This window comes from Carboxydocella sp. JDF658 (genome assembly GCF_002049395.1).
In the GTDB taxonomy this organism is placed as follows: Bacteria; Bacillota.
The window spans coordinates 29,622-43,963 of the sequence record NZ_BDLR01000102.1 but is presented as its reverse complement, the minus strand read 5'-3'; the positions used below and the strand labels follow the sequence as shown (position 1 = coordinate 43,963).

Below are 14,342 nucleotides of genomic sequence, written 5' to 3'. Positions count from 1 at the left end.
GCACCGGCTGGCAGAATTGCTGCCTGTTTATTACCAGGTGCGGGGCTGGGATGAAAACGGAGTGCCAACAGCGGCCAGGAGACAGGAACTGGGGTTATAAAGAGAGAAAGAGGGCTTCCCGGACTGGGAAGTCCTCTTTTCTCTATGGTATAATAAAAAGAAAAGGGTGATGGCAGATGAAGGTAACGGTAAAATTGTTTGCGACTTTACGCACCGGACGCTTTAAGGTGGAGACCCGGGAGTATCCGGAGGGAACCACGGTAGGGCGAATTGTGGAGGAACTGGGCATTCCGGAGGAGGAGCTGGCCCTGATCCTGGTCAATGGCCGGGATGTAGAACTGGAGCATCAGCTGACAGATGGGGATACGCTGTCTCTGTTCCCACCGGTAGGAGGTGGCTAATATGGACCTGAGAGCATTTCTGGCTCAGCACTGTCAGGGAGATTTACTGCCCTGGTCAGCCCAGGTAGAGGCTGCCGAGCGTTTTCAATTAACCCTGGCCCAGGTGGAAGAAGCGGCGCTGGAAGCTGGTTTTCTGCCGGCCCGCTATCAACGTAACCGGCAGACCATTTCCCTGGCCGACCAGCTGACCTTGTTACGCAGCACGGTAGCTGTAATTGGATGCGGGGGCTTAGGGGGCTATATTCTGGAAGAGCTGGCCCGCCTGGGGGTGGGACGGATCTATGCTATTGATCCCGATGGGTTTGAGGAACACAATCTCAATCGCCAGTTGCTGTCTACCCCGGCTGACCTGGGGCGACCCAAAGTCATGGTAGCGGCGGAAAGATTGGCCCGCATTAACCCGGCTGTAACGGTTGTGCCGCAGCAAAAAGCCTTTTCCCAGGCCAATGGCAGGGAACTGCTGGCAGGGGCCCAGGTAGTAGTAGATGCCCTGGACAATATTGATACTCGCCTGGAACTGGCGGCAGTCTGCCGGGAGTTGCAGTTACCCCTGGTTCACGGGGCAATTGGCGGCTGGTTTGGCCAGGTAACTACCCAGTTTCCCGGGGAGGAAACCGTAGAACGCATTTACCGGCGAAGAGCTGAAAGCAAGGGAGTAGAAAAAAAGCTGGGCAACCCTGCTTTTACACCGGCGGTGGTAGCCAGCCTGGAAGTGGCCGAAGTGGCCAAAATCCTGTTGAGGACCGGTGAATCTTTGAGTCAACGGTTACTGACCATCAATCTGTTAACCATGGAGATGGAAATTATCGAAATATAACAGGGGAGCAAAGGGGTAAAACAGTGCAACTCGGGCGTTTATTCTATCTGGCCAGGTATTATCTGGTCAGCAAATTTTCACAGCGCAAGCAACCCATTTTAGCCGGGGTTAAACTAACCCACCGCTGTTCTTTGCGCTGCCGCCAGTGTCCTTACTGGCGCAGACCGGGACCAGAACTGAGCTGGCGGCAGCTGCAGAATCTTTTTCCTTTTTTACGGCAGGAAGGGATCAGGCTATTGATTCTGGAAGGTGGGGAGCCAACCCTCTGGCGGGATGGAAAAAAGACCCTGGCGGATGTAATTGAACTGGCAAAAAAATATTTTTACACTGTTGGTGTAACTACCAATGGTTTACAGCTTTTAATTTATCCGGCCGACATCTACTGGGTCAGTATCGATGGCCTGCCGGATACCCATGACTGCTGGCGAGGGAAGAGTTTTGACCGGATTATGGATCATATCAGGGCAGCCTGCAGCCGGGTGTTGGCCAACATCACTATTCACCGCTACAATGTGCGGGAAATACCGGAGCTGGTCAAACTGCTGGCCGGAAAAGTGCAGGGGATTACCATCCAGTTTTTTTATCCTTATCCCGAAAGCGAAGATATGCTTTGCAGCTGGGAGGAGCGGCGCTGGGTGCTGACAGAATTGCAGAATTTAAAACAGGCCGGTTATCCGGTAGCCGATAGTCTGGCAGCCCTGGAGGCTCTTAAGGATAACCGCTGGCAGTGTGAAAGCTGGATGATTGCCAACGTGGACCCGGACGGCACCTATCGCCAGGGCTGTTACCTGCTCAATCGGACTAGCGGTCCTTCCTGTGCCCTCTGCGGCTTTGCCGCTCATACGGAAATTTCTCTGGCATACCAGTTGAACTGGCAGGCACTAGGGGCTGGCCGCGAGATTCTGGGAATTTTTTGAGAAGCAGCAGGAGAACGAATATTCGCTGACGAATATATTATATTTGTACTATGTTTGGAGAGGAAGCAGCGGCATGATTATTTTGGGAGTAGACCCGGGGACAGCCATCACTGGTTACGGGGTGGTGGAGTACCTGGGTAACCGTTTTCGCCCTCTGGCTTATAGCTGTATTCGCACCACCCCGGAGCTGGATTTGCCCCGGAGATTGCTGGTCATTCACCAGGAAATCACTGCTCTGATCCGGGAGTTCCAACCGGACCAGGTTGCTGTAGAGGAATTGTTTTTTAACCGCAATACCACTACTGCTCTGGCGGTAGGGCAAGCCCGGGGGGCGGTGCTGCTGGCCTGTGCCCAGGCGGAGCTGCCGGTTTTTGAATATACTCCCCTGCAGGTAAAGCAAGCAGTGGTAGGATACGGGCGGGCGGAAAAACAGCAGGTCCAGGCCATGGTGAAGGCTATTTTAAATTTGCCCGGGGTGCCCAAACCCGATGATGTGGCCGATGCTCTGGCCCTGGCTATCTGTCATGCTCATTCCAATTATTCGCTTCTGGGGAGGATGTCATGATTGCTTTTCTACGGGGGAAGCTGGTAGCCAACCAGCTGGACAGTTGCCTTTTGGATGTAAACGGCGTAGGATATAAAGTATATATTCATGCCCGGACAGCGGGGGCTCTGCCGGAAATCGGGGAAGAAGCATTATTGCATACCTCCCTGCAAGTCCGGGAAGAAGGCTGGTCCCTCTATGGTTTTACCAAAGCCGGGGAACGGGATTTATTTGAGTTACTGCAAACTGTGGCAGGTATTGGTCCCCGGGGAGCAATGGCCTGCCTGGGGGTATTAGGACAGGAAGGTCTCTGTCTGGCAGTAATGGAGGAAAACGTCAAGGCCCTAACTTCTGTACCGGGGATTGGTCCTAAAACAGCCAAAAGAATGGTGCTGGAGTTGAAAGATCGCTTGAAAAAGCTGATGGGAGAAGACCTGACCCTGCCTGCTAATATGGAACTGCCGACAGGAAGAGAAGGGGAAATGGAAGCGACTGCTGATGCGATTCTGGCCTTAGAGGCCCTGGGCTATCAGCCGCAGGAAGCCCGGCAGGCGGTGGCGGCAGTGTTGACTGAAGAGCCCGGGGATCTGCCCATTGAGGAGATTCTGAAAAAAGCACTGGCTTATCTGGCAACCGGATAGGAGGTATGCAGCAGCTTCAAAACTATACTATAATTGATTGTATTTAACTGTTTTACAACATTAAAAGTATGGAACTATTATCCACTGGAGAAGAAGCAAAGAGATTAGGTGTACACCCGAACAGGCTTCGGGCCTGGGAAAAGAACGGGTGACTATAGAACTCAGGCAACTGGTATCGCAAATCAAGCAAAACCTGACCCGGAAGGTTAATCCTGATAGACCTGGGGAAGGAAAAGGGATGACCCGTGGGGTCAGGGCCTGCTTGAGGCGGTTGGAGGAGAGGCTTTCTGTGCATAACGGGCTTGCTCCGTGTGAACAGGAGGCGTATAACTCCGTCTGGCCTGACCTGAAGTTATTGGCCCTGTCCGTACGGTGACCCCGTTAGCCGGTGTCGGAGAAACCGGTAGGCGTCCTAACAGGACGCGGGAGGCGGAGTTATACTCCCACCGGGAGGTCAGCATAAACCGGTGCAGTACTCCCGTCCGGGTGGAACTCCCGGGCCGAGGTCCCCTGTCGCCCTGCCCTGCGGGGCCAAATCAAGTATTCGGAAGGAGGCGAAAGCCTGGTCTGGGGGCCGACTTGACTAAAAAATAAAAACAGTCAAGTTTTTTGAACCAGGCCTGAGGAATGGAAGAAAGACTGCTCTCACCTCAAATGGGGGAAGAGGCTGAATGGGATTTAAGTCTAAGGCCCCGCCGCCTGAAGGAATATATCGGCCAAACCAGGGTCAAGGAACACTTGCAAATTTTCATCGAAGCAGCCAGAGCCCGAAGGGAAGCTCTGGACCATGTGTTGCTTTATGGCCCTCCCGGCCTGGGTAAAACCACCCTGGCTACGGTGATTGCCAATGAAATGGGAGTGAATTTGCGCATTACTTCCGGGCCTGCCATTGAGCGTCCTGGAGATCTGGCGGCTTTGCTCACCAATTTGCAGGCCCGGGATATTCTGTTTATCGATGAGATTCATCGTCTCAGCCGCAGTGTGGAGGAAGTGCTTTATGCCGCCATGGAGGATTTTGCTCTGGATATTGTTATCGGCAAGGGTCCCAGTGCCCGTTCCCTGCGTCTGGATTTGCCGCCCTTTACCCTGGTAGGAGCGACTACACGAGCCGGGGCTTTAAGTGCCCCGTTGCGGGATCGGTTCGGGGTAATCTGCCGCCTGGATTACTATGAACAAGACGAACTGACCGCCATTGTGGTGCGGGCGGCCGGGATTTTGCAAATCCCCATTACCATTGAGGGAGCGCGGGAAATTGCTGGCCGTTGCCGGGGCACCCCCCGCATTGCCAACCGATTGTTGAAACGGGTACGGGACTATGCCCAGGTTAGAGCTCAGGGGAGGATTACCGGGGAGGTAGCGGCCCAGGCCCTGGATTTGCTGGCAGTGGATGAGCTGGGCCTGGACCAGACAGATCGCCGCTTGCTGGAAACCATTATTCTCAAATTTGGGGGCGGCCCGGTAGGGCTGGACACCCTGGCCGCTTCTACCGGGGAAGAGGCCACTACTATCGAAGATGTTTATGAACCTTTCCTGTTACAGCTGGGTTTCATCCAGCGCACCCCCAGGGGTCGCGTGGCCACCCAGCTGGCCTATCGCCATTTGGGAGTGGAGGTATAGGTATGGGTAAATGGCTGATGGGAACAGGTCTGTTTCTGGTGGGAGCGGGCCTGTTAATCTGGTTAATGGAGAAAATTCTGCCTGCTGGCCGTTTGCCAGGGGATATCTATATTCAGAAAGGGAATTTTACCTTTTACTTTCCTCTTGCTACCAGCATTGTGATCAGCATAATTCTTACTCTTTTGTTAAATTTGCTTTTTCGGCGTTAGTACCCCCGTAAAAAGAGGGGATAGAGCGAATCTATTTGATGAGGGGTGAAAGGCATGGGTCGAACCGAACCCCATATGGAGGTCCAGGAATCTCCCCGGCATCTGGAGCTGTTAGCCCAGGCGCAACGAGGAGAGCACGGGGCACGGGAGGAACTCATCCGCCAGTTTAAACCCTTCATTTTGCGAGTGCTTTCGCAAAGAAGCGGACGGTTTGTACAACAGGGCCAGGATGAGGAAATCAGTATCGGCTTAATGGCCTTTGATGAGGCCATTAACAGTTATGACCCCCAGAAGAGCGGTAGCTTTCTTGCCTTTGCTGAAACAGTAATTAAACGGCGGTTAATTGACTATTACCGCAAAGAACAGCGCGGGAATAAGGTAATCCCTCTGTCGGGTCTGGGCCAGGAAGAGGAAGATGGCCTGGTAGTAGCTGAACGCATGACCATGCACCAGGCGATGCTACAGCATCAGCTGGAACAGGAACGCCTGGAACGCCGGGAGGAGATTGTAGCCTACAGCAAGTTGCTGGCCCGCTTTCAGATCAGTTTCCGGGAACTGCCGGAAATTTGTCCCAAACACGCCGATGCCAGAGCCAATGCCCTGGCTGCTGCTCGGCTGGTGGCAGAGCGGCCGGAACTGCGTCAGCACCTGCTCAATCGGGGCGAATTGCCCTTGAAAGAGTTGACAGAGCTGGTAGAGGTCAGCCGCAAGACTCTGGAACGGCAACGCAAGTACATAATAGCCATCGCCCTCATTTTGATTTATGATTTTTCCTATCTGAAAGAATATGTGCAGTGAGGAAAGTGGTGACCTGCGATGAAAAAGAGCAAAGGCGTAGTGCTGGAAATCGAGGGTAAGCAGGCCATTGTCCTCGGCCCCGGTGGCGAATTCCGCACTATTCGCCTGCATAAACCGGTGGAGATTGGTGAGGAAATTGAATTAGGGCCAGAAAAAGTGGCAGTTTTCACCTCCTGGCGACACTGGCTGGGGGCGGTGGCAGCTGTCTTTCTGGTACTGGCTCTTCTGCCTTTCTGGCAGCAGTGGAATCAACCGAACCTGGGCCCTGTAGTTACTTACCTTTCTCTGGACATCAATCCCAGCTTTCAGCTGGGGCTGGATGACCAGAACCGGGTAGTGGAAGAACAAGGATTGAACCAGGAGGCTAAAGAGCTGCTGGCCAGTACGCCCATTCATGGTCTGGCGGCAGCAGAAGCGGTCAATCGCCTGACCAGGGCAGCAGAAGCGGCGGGATATTTGGGTAAAAGCGGTTCGCCCCAGATTATCCTGGCGGTGGCTTCCCGTCAGGGCGAGGCTAAGGCAGCCCAGATTGCAACTCTTTTAAGGCAGCAGACCAAACAGTTTCTGGAGCGCCAGCAACTGCAGGTGGCTCTGAAGACGGTGGTTACAGTGCCCCAGGCAGTACAGATTGCTGCCGGCCAGGGATTGTCCTTAGGTAAGCTGGCCCAGAATATTGAGGAAAAGAAAAACCGGCAGGAACAGGAAACGGTAAAACCTGCTACGACTGCTGTGGCTAAAGGCGAGAAGCAGCAAACGGTAAAATCCGAAGCCAGGGTGCAGACAGAGACTAAATCTGTTTCCAGGAACAGCACTAAACAGCAGGGGCAATCTACCAAAGAGCAAAAACCTGCGGTAACGGTAAAACCGGCCACAACTAATTCCGGTAAGCCGCAGACCAGCCAACCTGCACCTGCTAATCCGACCAAGCCGGCAGTCGCCCAGCCGGAGGATCAGGGGATTGTTTTCATTACTGAAATTGACCTTTCTCTAGGGGGAGAAGGGGGAACCGCTACTCCTTCCACTTCAGGAGAGACGCAAACACAGCAGCAGAAGACTGATAATAACTGAAAAAATACCTGTCTCAGGTCTATTATGCGCTTGGGACAGGTATTTTTCTTTTTTACCAGCAGGAACTTTCCCTTTTTCTGTCGAATTTTCTTTTTAAGAGAACGGGGGAGGAGAGAACAATGAAGAAAAAAATCGGGACCCTCATCCTCATCGTATTGATGCTGGGCTATCTGACTGCACCGGCCCCGATTCTGGCAGCGGCTCAGCCGATTATCAAGGTGGCCTTGAAAATTGATGCCAGCAGCTATTCTGACAAAATCTACGGCCCTTATCAAGTGGTGGATAACAAAACCGGGGCGGTAGTGGCTACAGTGAATAATAGTGATGGCGTACAGGTAGATGTCAGCCCGGATAATGGCGGGGACATCTATGTGTTAAATGGTGAGGGAGCGGTTACTACTCTGCCTGCTGATAGCACTGGACTTTATGGGGTAGGAGCTGGAGGCACTGTGCAGGCCTTGCCAAAGGACTACTTCATGGTGGATGCTCAGGCTAAGCCGAGGGCGGCCAAAGGCCTGGCCCTGACAGTAGATGGTACGCCTGCAGGTACCTTCGTGGGGCCCCTGGAGTTTCAGCGCCAGTCGACTCAGTTGAACAATCCGCCTTTAATCGGTTTTAATGGCAAAAGATATCGCGGCAATTTCCGCTTAATCCCCCGCTCAGAAACCGCATTTAATATCATCAATGTTTTACCGATGGAGGAATATCTCTACGGGGTGGTACCATCGGAAATGCCCACTTCCTGGCATATGGAAGCCCTGAAAGCTCAGGCGGTAGCGGCCCGCACCTATGCCCTGCGGCAGATCAAAGCTAATCCGCTGGCGGAATATAACGTTCTGCCTACTGATGCCAGCCAGGTTTATGGCGGGTATGACAAAGAAAGGGGCAGTAGCAGCAGTGCGGTGGATCAGACCCGGGGTGAGGTACTGGTCTATAATGGCCAGCCTATTGACGCTGTTTTCCATTCCAGCAATGGTGGTGCTACTGAAAACAGCGAGGAGGTATGGTCTTCGACAGTAGCTTACCTGCGGGGTAAAGTCGACCCCTTTGATTATAATGACTGGCATTATCGGAGTGACCCGAAAAATACTGTGACCTATGATAAGGCGGGTTTAATCACTCAACTTAATCTTAAAGGCTATAATTTTGGGGATGTTACTGACTTAATAGTGGACAAACTGACCACTGTAGGCCAGCGTATACAAATTTTGCGCATAACTGGTAAGGACAAAAATGGCAATTCGCTGGAAGTGATCCTCAAAAACGCCGACAGGGTTAGGACCACCTTTGGTTTAAAAGCCCGGGCCAAATCCATGACTCTGGTCAAGGACCCTGTAACCCAGGAGCTGCAATCCGTTACCTTTACCTCAGAAGGCTGGGGTCATGGACTGGGTATGTCCCAGTACGGGGCCAAGGGCCGGGCGGAAAACGGTCAGACCTATAAACAGATTCTGCAATTTTACTATACGGGTGCCCAGCTGGTGGGCGATTATAACCAGTCTCAGTAAGAAGGCAGTTATTCTGCCTTCTTTTTTCATTGATATTTTTCGACTTAATGGGTATAATCTACCATGTGTATATTAAAGGGATGAGGGGTTTAAATGCGTGTCAGTGATTTTGATTTTTTTCTACCGGAAGAATTGATTGCCCAGCAGCCAGTGGAACCGCGGGACCATTCGCGTCTTCTGGTGCTTTTTCGCCAGGAGAAGCGCCTGGAACATCGTTACTTTTATCAACTGCCGGAATACTTGCGGGCCGGGGATGTCCTGGTCGTCAATGAAACTCGCGTAATTCCGGCTCGCCTGTTTGGCGAAAAAAAGGGTACTGGTGCTCGAATTGAGGTAGTTTTACTGCACAGAATTGACAAGGATCGCTGGGAAGTATTGCTGAAACCCGGCAAAAGGGCACGACCGGGCACCTGGCTGCAATTTGGTGACGGTTTGCTGGAAGCCGAAGTGGAGGATGTTACTCCGGCAGGGGGCAGAATTCTGCGGTTTGTCTATCGGGGCGTCTGGGAGGAACTGCTGGACCGGCTGGGGGAAATGCCTTTACCTCCCTATATTCGGGAAAAGCTGCCAGACCGGGAGCGCTATCAAACAGTATACGCCCGGGAAGAGGGTTCAGCAGCGGCTCCTACTGCCGGCTTGCATTTTACGCCGCGCCTGCTGGCGGAATTGCAGGAGCGGGGAATAGAAATTGTCAAAGTCCTGCTCCATGTAGGCCTGGGTACTTTCCGTCCGGTAAAGGTGGAGAAGATTGAGGAACATCAGATGCATGCTGAATACTACCGCCTTTCTGCAGAAGCGGCTCAGGTTTTAAACCGGGCCAAAGCCGAAGGGAGGCGGGTAATTGCGGTAGGCACTACCTCCACCCGGGTGCTGGAAACAGCGGCAGTGGCTCCGGGACAGGTCCAGGCCGGGGAAGGCTGGACTGATATTTTTATCTATCCCGGTTATCAGTTTAAGATGATCGATGGCCTGATTACCAATTTCCATTTGCCCAAATCCACCTTATTAATGCTGGTAGCTGCCCTGGTAGGAAGGGAACGGATTCTGGCAGCTTATGAGGAGGCTGTAAGGGAAAGGTATCGCTTTTTCAGTTTTGGGGATGCCATGCTGATCATTTGAGGAGGATTAACATATGCCGGTACGTTATGAACTGATCAAGGAATGCAAGGAGACCAAAGCCCGGGTCGGACGCCTGCACACCCCCCATGGGGTAATTGATACCCCGGTTTTCATGCCGGTAGGCACTCAGGCAACTGTCAAAACCATGACGCCCGAGGAGCTCAAGGAAATTGGGGCCCAGATCATTCTAGCCAACACCTACCATCTCTATCTGCGCCCCGGCCACGAGTTAATTAAAGAAGCCGGGGGATTACACCGGTTTATGCACTGGGACCGCCCGATTCTGACCGACAGCGGGGGTTTTCAGGTTTTCAGTTTAGGACCTTTGCGTAATATAACAGAAGAGGGGGTGACTTTTAAAAGCCATCTGGATGGCAGTAGCCATTTTCTGAGCCCGGAAAAGGTGATGGAAATTGAAATGGCCCTGGGTTCCACCATTGCCATGGCCTTTGATGAATGCGCTCCTTATCCCAGCAGTTATGAATATGCCAGGGCAGCGATGGAGCGCACTACCCGCTGGGCCAAACGCTGTAAAGCCGCTCATCATAAAGAAGATCAGGCCCTGTTTGGGATAGTTCAGGGGGTTACCTATCGGGATTTGCGGGAACAAAGTGCGGCGGAGATTGTGGAAATTGATTTTCCCGGCTATGCCATTGGCGGATTATCGGTAGGAGAGCCTAAACCCTTGATGTATGAGGTGCTGGACTATACAGTACCCCTGTTGCCCAAGGACAAGCCCCGCTATCTGATGGGAGTAGGCTCACCCGATTGCTTACTGGAAGGGGTGGCCCTGGGAGTAGACATGTTTGATTGCGTATTGCCCACCCGAATTGCCAGAAATGGTACTTGCCTGACCAGTCGAGGCAAAGTGGTGATTCGCAATGCCGCCTATGCCCGGGATTTTTCACCCCTGGACCCTGAATGTGATTGCTATACTTGCCGCAATTACAGCCGGGCCTATTTGCGCCACCTCTTTAAGGCAGAAGAGGTTCTGGCCTTGCGGCTGGCCACCATTCATAACCTCTATTTCCTCCTGCGGCTGATGGAGGGAATCCGGCAGGCCATTCTGGAAGACAGGTTTGTGGAATTTAAACGCCAGTTTATGGCTAAATATGAAGGCGACTAGGAGGAATAACCGCAAGTGTAGCGAATTATATTGGACAACATGAAAAAAGGGAGGTAAAGTCATTGAATCAGGCTCAATTGATGAATATTGGTTCCCTGGTGCTGTTTTTTGTGCTTTTCTATTTTCTTTTAATCCGTCCCCAGCAAAAACAGGCCAAACAGAAGAAACAGCTGCTGGAAAGTTTGCAACCAAAGGATAAAGTGGTAACCATTGGCGGTATTTGTGGTACCATTATGCGGGTCAAGGAAAAAACCGTCATGCTGAAAGTGGCGGATAAAGTGGAGATTGAAATTCTCAAAAGCGCCATTGCCTATAAAGAAGGGGAAGAAAAGGAATAAAATGGAGAAACCCGGTTTCACTCGGAGCCGGGTTTTTGTTTTTGGTCTAACAAAAAATTTTAAAAAATTAGCAGGAAAATTCAGTCAAGCGTCTAATAATAAAAACAAGAGATTTTCAAAGAAATATTACGAAATCGGTAGATATTTTCATTAAACGACAAAATTCAAGGGGGATGAGAGAAGTGACTAAATATGACGAAGTGATGAACTGGTTTAAAGGCGGGTTTCGACGTCTGTTGACCTGGTTTCAGCCGGTTACCGGTCCTGGCGGCCAATACTGGACAGCAGAACGCGGGCGTAGACTGGTTTTAAAACACCCCCCTTCCAAGCGGTATTATATTCGGCATTCAAAATCCTGGCTGATCTGGCAGAGCTGGTGTTCAGGTACTGGGCTGTGGTTGAAGAAACTGGGCTTGTGGGAAGCTCTGGACCGGGAGGCTAGCAGAGCCTGGGATCTGTGGCTGGAAAGGAGGAATGGTAGTATTGGTAAGGCTGGAAGAAGTTTTCCAACCTAGACGCGGTGATGTGTTTCAGTTACCGCTAGGGGTTGAACAGACATTACCCCGGGGTTGTCATAGGGTGGTGGTGATTCAAGGGGAAATCGCCAATAAGTTCAGTCCCACCATCACTGTTATTCCTTTAAGTGCTAACAGTCGCCTGAAAAATATGCTTTTTTCCGCTCCTATCACCCCTGGTGGTCAAAATGGGCTCAACAAAGAATGTGTTGCTCTTTGCTTGCAGATACGCACCCTCAGTCGACGACATTTTACACCAGCTAATTTTCTTGGCAGCCTCAGTGAGGAGGATATGGCCAAAATTGATACTATTCTCGCCTTTACATTAGGGCTGAATCAAAAGGGAAAAACGGAAAAAATGCAAAAAACAGCGGAGTTCGGGGGATAAAAATAATATCCCCCTTTTTTTCTGGTATTTTCGGGCTTATTGCAGACAGGATTTTCTATTATAATCACGAATAACATAAGGGACAATCACTCACAATGGAGGGGAAGGCTAGTGCTGGAAGTTCGCATAGCGGTGCGCAAGCGGCCCAAATATGCGTCCCGGGAAAGCGGGGATAGTGTGGAAGTTGTCGAACGGGCCAAAGGTGGGCTATCGGTGATCATGGCTGATGGGCAGGGGAGTGGCTGGGCAGCCAAAGGTACCAGCAATCTGGTGGTGACCAAAGCCGTTACCCTCCTGTCCGAAGGAGTACGAGATGGCGCGGTGGCCCGGGCGGTTCATGACTTTTTATATGCTGTTAAACATGGTCGGGTTTCAGCGGAACTGACCTTAATTTCAGCAGATTTGCAAACCCGTTCTTTGCTGGTTTCCCGTAACAGCCATTGTCCGGTAGTGATCAGCGGCCCCGATGGAGGGCGGATTCTGGGCAGGGATGTCGCTCCCATTGGAGTACAGCGGACCATGAAACCGGAAATAACCGAGTTGCCGCTGGTAGCCGGGTTGATTGTACTGGCCTTCACTGATGGGGTGTGGGAGGCAGGCAAGCGTACCGGCCAGGGCTGGGATGGTGAGGATTTTCTTCATTTTTTACGGGGTTATGAGCCTGTTGATGCTTCTTTAATTGCCGAACATTTGCTTACCCAGATGGAAGAACTGGATCAGGGCCGGCCGGCCGATGATATGTCAGTAGTGGTATTGACTGTAGGGGAAGTTCCTGAAAAAGAATGGCGCACCCTGGATTTGTCCTTCCCCGTCCGATAGTGCCAGTAAGGAGGCGATAGGTATGGGAAAAGAGCGGCTGATCGTGGTGGCCGGGCCCTGTGGGGCAGGCAAGTCCACACTGGTACAGGGGCTGAAAGCCCGGGGCTATCATGCCCATACCGTAGCGCAGGAACATTCTATTAGCCCCACTATGTGGCAACTGACCAAGCCGGATGTGCTGATCTATCTTGATGCATCTCTGGCTGTCATAAAACAGCGACGCCAGGTAGCCTGGGGTGAAGAAAGGCTGAAAGAGCAAAAGCACCGGCTGAGACATGCCCGGGAAAACTGTGACCTGTACATAAATACCGATGCTATGACAGAGGAACAGGTTCTGGCAGTAGCATTGAGCTTTTTGGAGGAGGGGCAGCAGCGTGACAGTTAAGCTGGAAGATGTAAAAAAACATCCACTTGTCGATGCTTTTATCCGTAAAGGCAATGAGCACCTGGGTGTGCTGGGTTTTACTGAACATGGCTACCGGCATGTCCATCTGGTTTCGGCTATTGCCAGAAATATACTGGAACGTTTGGGATATGAGGAGCACCTTTGTGAGCTGGCAGCTATCGCCGGCTATATTCATGATATTGGCAATGTAGTCAATCGCCATTACCATGCTGAACTGGCAGCTACTCTGGCTCTGCCCATTTTGCGGGAACTGGGTATGGAACCGGAGGAAATCGCTCTGGTGATTGCCGCTATCGGGAACCATGATGAACAACGAGGAATACCGGTTAATCCGGTGGCAGCGGCTGTTATCCTGGCGGACAAATCCGATGTGCACCGCAGCCGGGTACGCAATCAGGATTTTGCCACTTTTGATATCCATGACCGGGTAAACTATGCGGTAGAACACTCCTTTTTACGAGTAAATGCAGAAAACAAGACGATCAGTCTGGAATTGACCATTGATACTGAAATCTGTCCTGTTCTGGAATATTTCGAGATTTTCCTCACCCGCATGGTTTTATGTCGCCGTGCCGCCGATTTTCTCAAATGCCAATTTGAGTTGATTATCAATGGGGTGAAATTGCTGTAGAGAATTGACACTTTGTGCCATCAAGGACTATAATGGACAGGGAAACTTAGAATGAGGAGGATTATGAGCTAGCATGCGCAAGAAAAGCCTGATTACACTGGTAGTAACAGTCCTGCTGTTAAGTGCGGTCATGGCCGGCAGCTTTGGACTGATTACTAAGTACATCAACCTGGGTTTGGATTTGCAGGGTGGCGTCCATGTGGTGCTACAGGCTAAGGCTACCAAGGAAACTGCTGTGACTCAGGATGCTATTGCCCGGACGATTGAGGTTTTACACCGGCGGGTCAATGAAACCGGAGTCAGGGAACCGGTAATCCAGCCAGAAGGTCGGGACCGGATTATCGTAGAATTGGCCGGTTTAAAGGATCCGGAGGAAGCCATTCGCCTGATCGGTAAAACTGCGGTTTTGCGCTTTAAAACTGCTGACGGGAAAACAGTTTTGACCGGCGAAGACCTGAAAACTGCGCAAACCAGTATAGC

Annotated in this window: 21 protein-coding genes; all 21 read left to right on the top strand. The window is 51.7% G+C overall.

Features of this window, described 5'->3' with window-relative positions; translation table 11 throughout:
• Positions 1 to 100 (top strand): aldehyde ferredoxin oxidoreductase C-terminal domain-containing protein (locus tag JDF658_RS14975; protein ID WP_143311955.1); only part of this gene is annotated, 100 nt, incomplete at its 5' end.
• A gap of 76 nt (positions 101 to 176) precedes the next feature.
• Entirely contained in the window at positions 177 to 401 is a 225-nt protein-coding gene (locus JDF658_RS12290; RefSeq protein ID WP_078666677.1) for a MoaD/ThiS family protein, read from the top strand.
• A 1-nt stretch (position 402) separates the two neighbouring features.
• Positions 403 to 1,218 carry a HesA/MoeB/ThiF family protein gene (locus JDF658_RS12285; RefSeq protein ID WP_078666678.1) on the top strand — a complete coding sequence of 272 codons (816 nt, stop codon included), beginning with the start codon at positions 403 to 405 and terminating at the stop codon, positions 1,216 to 1,218.
• A gap of 23 nt (positions 1,219 to 1,241) precedes the next feature.
• Positions 1,242 to 2,135, top strand: coding sequence for a radical SAM protein (locus JDF658_RS12280; RefSeq protein ID WP_143312002.1), 894 nt, complete (start codon positions 1,242 to 1,244; stop codon positions 2,133 to 2,135).
• A gap of 73 nt (positions 2,136 to 2,208) precedes the next feature.
• Positions 2,209 to 2,700, top strand: coding sequence for a crossover junction endodeoxyribonuclease RuvC (ruvC, locus tag JDF658_RS12275; RefSeq protein ID WP_079907851.1), 492 nt, complete (start codon positions 2,209 to 2,211; stop codon positions 2,698 to 2,700).
• Positions 2,697 to 3,320: a Holliday junction branch migration protein RuvA gene (gene ruvA / locus JDF658_RS12270; RefSeq protein WP_079907849.1), complete on the top strand. Its 624-nt coding sequence runs from the start codon at positions 2,697 to 2,699 to the stop codon at positions 3,318 to 3,320. The genes ruvC and ruvA overlap by 4 nt, the downstream gene beginning before the upstream one ends.
• A gap of 148 nt (positions 3,321 to 3,468) precedes the next feature.
• Positions 3,469 to 3,696, top strand: a complete 228-nt coding sequence (locus JDF658_RS12260; protein WP_175577336.1) for a hypothetical protein — start codon at positions 3,469 to 3,471, stop codon at positions 3,694 to 3,696.
• Positions 3,697 to 3,947: 251 nt separating this feature from the next.
• Positions 3,948 to 4,937, top strand: a complete 990-nt coding sequence (gene ruvB / locus JDF658_RS12255; RefSeq protein WP_079907847.1) for a Holliday junction branch migration DNA helicase RuvB — start codon at positions 3,948 to 3,950, stop codon at positions 4,935 to 4,937.
• Between the two features lie 2 nt (positions 4,938 to 4,939).
• Entirely contained in the window at positions 4,940 to 5,146 is a 207-nt protein-coding gene (locus JDF658_RS12250; RefSeq protein WP_079907846.1) for a DUF2905 domain-containing protein, read from the top strand.
• A gap of 54 nt (positions 5,147 to 5,200) precedes the next feature.
• On the top strand, positions 5,201 to 5,944 hold the full coding sequence (gene sigI / locus JDF658_RS12245; RefSeq protein WP_078665363.1) for an RNA polymerase sigma factor SigI: 744 nt from the start codon (positions 5,201 to 5,203) through the stop codon (positions 5,942 to 5,944).
• Positions 5,945 to 5,962: 18 nt separating this feature from the next.
• Positions 5,963 to 7,012 (top strand): anti-sigma factor domain-containing protein, encoded by a 1,050-nt coding sequence (locus JDF658_RS12240; RefSeq protein WP_079907843.1) that lies wholly within the window; start codon positions 5,963 to 5,965, stop codon positions 7,010 to 7,012.
• A gap of 119 nt (positions 7,013 to 7,131) precedes the next feature.
• Complete coding sequence (locus tag JDF658_RS12235) at positions 7,132 to 8,520, top strand: SpoIID/LytB domain-containing protein (protein WP_079907841.1); 1,389 nt, start codon at positions 7,132 to 7,134, stop codon at positions 8,518 to 8,520.
• Between the two features lie 93 nt (positions 8,521 to 8,613).
• Entirely contained in the window at positions 8,614 to 9,639 is a 1,026-nt protein-coding gene (gene queA, locus JDF658_RS12230; protein WP_078665360.1) for a tRNA preQ1(34) S-adenosylmethionine ribosyltransferase-isomerase QueA, read from the top strand.
• A gap of 13 nt (positions 9,640 to 9,652) precedes the next feature.
• Positions 9,653 to 10,765, top strand: a complete 1,113-nt coding sequence (tgt, locus tag JDF658_RS12225; RefSeq protein WP_079907839.1) for a tRNA guanosine(34) transglycosylase Tgt — start codon at positions 9,653 to 9,655, stop codon at positions 10,763 to 10,765.
• 62 nt (positions 10,766 to 10,827) lie between these two features.
• Complete coding sequence (gene yajC, locus JDF658_RS12220; protein WP_242946678.1) at positions 10,828 to 11,103, top strand: preprotein translocase subunit YajC; 276 nt, start codon at positions 10,828 to 10,830, stop codon at positions 11,101 to 11,103.
• 182 nt (positions 11,104 to 11,285) lie between these two features.
• Positions 11,286 to 11,618 (top strand): hypothetical protein, encoded by a 333-nt coding sequence (locus tag JDF658_RS12215; RefSeq protein ID WP_078665358.1) that lies wholly within the window; start codon positions 11,286 to 11,288, stop codon positions 11,616 to 11,618.
• On the top strand, positions 11,578 to 12,006 hold the full coding sequence (locus tag JDF658_RS12210) for a type II toxin-antitoxin system PemK/MazF family toxin (RefSeq protein WP_079907838.1): 429 nt from the start codon (positions 11,578 to 11,580) through the stop codon (positions 12,004 to 12,006). Before JDF658_RS12215 ends, JDF658_RS12210 begins: the two co-directional genes overlap by 41 nt.
• 111 nt (positions 12,007 to 12,117) lie before the next feature.
• Complete coding sequence (locus tag JDF658_RS12205; RefSeq protein WP_200803475.1) at positions 12,118 to 12,825, top strand: PP2C family protein-serine/threonine phosphatase; 708 nt, start codon at positions 12,118 to 12,120, stop codon at positions 12,823 to 12,825.
• 22 nt (positions 12,826 to 12,847) lie between these two features.
• Positions 12,848 to 13,210, top strand: coding sequence for a hypothetical protein (locus JDF658_RS12200; protein ID WP_078665356.1), 363 nt, complete (start codon positions 12,848 to 12,850; stop codon positions 13,208 to 13,210).
• A complete protein-coding gene (locus JDF658_RS12195) occupies positions 13,200 to 13,862 on the top strand; it encodes an HD domain-containing protein (protein ID WP_079907836.1) in 663 nt (220 codons plus the stop codon). The genes JDF658_RS12200 and JDF658_RS12195 overlap by 11 nt, the downstream gene beginning before the upstream one ends.
• A 73-nt stretch (positions 13,863 to 13,935) precedes the next feature.
• A partial coding sequence (secD, locus tag JDF658_RS14880; RefSeq protein WP_375804205.1) for a preprotein translocase subunit SecD occupies positions 13,936 to 14,342 on the top strand: 407 nt, incomplete at its 3' end.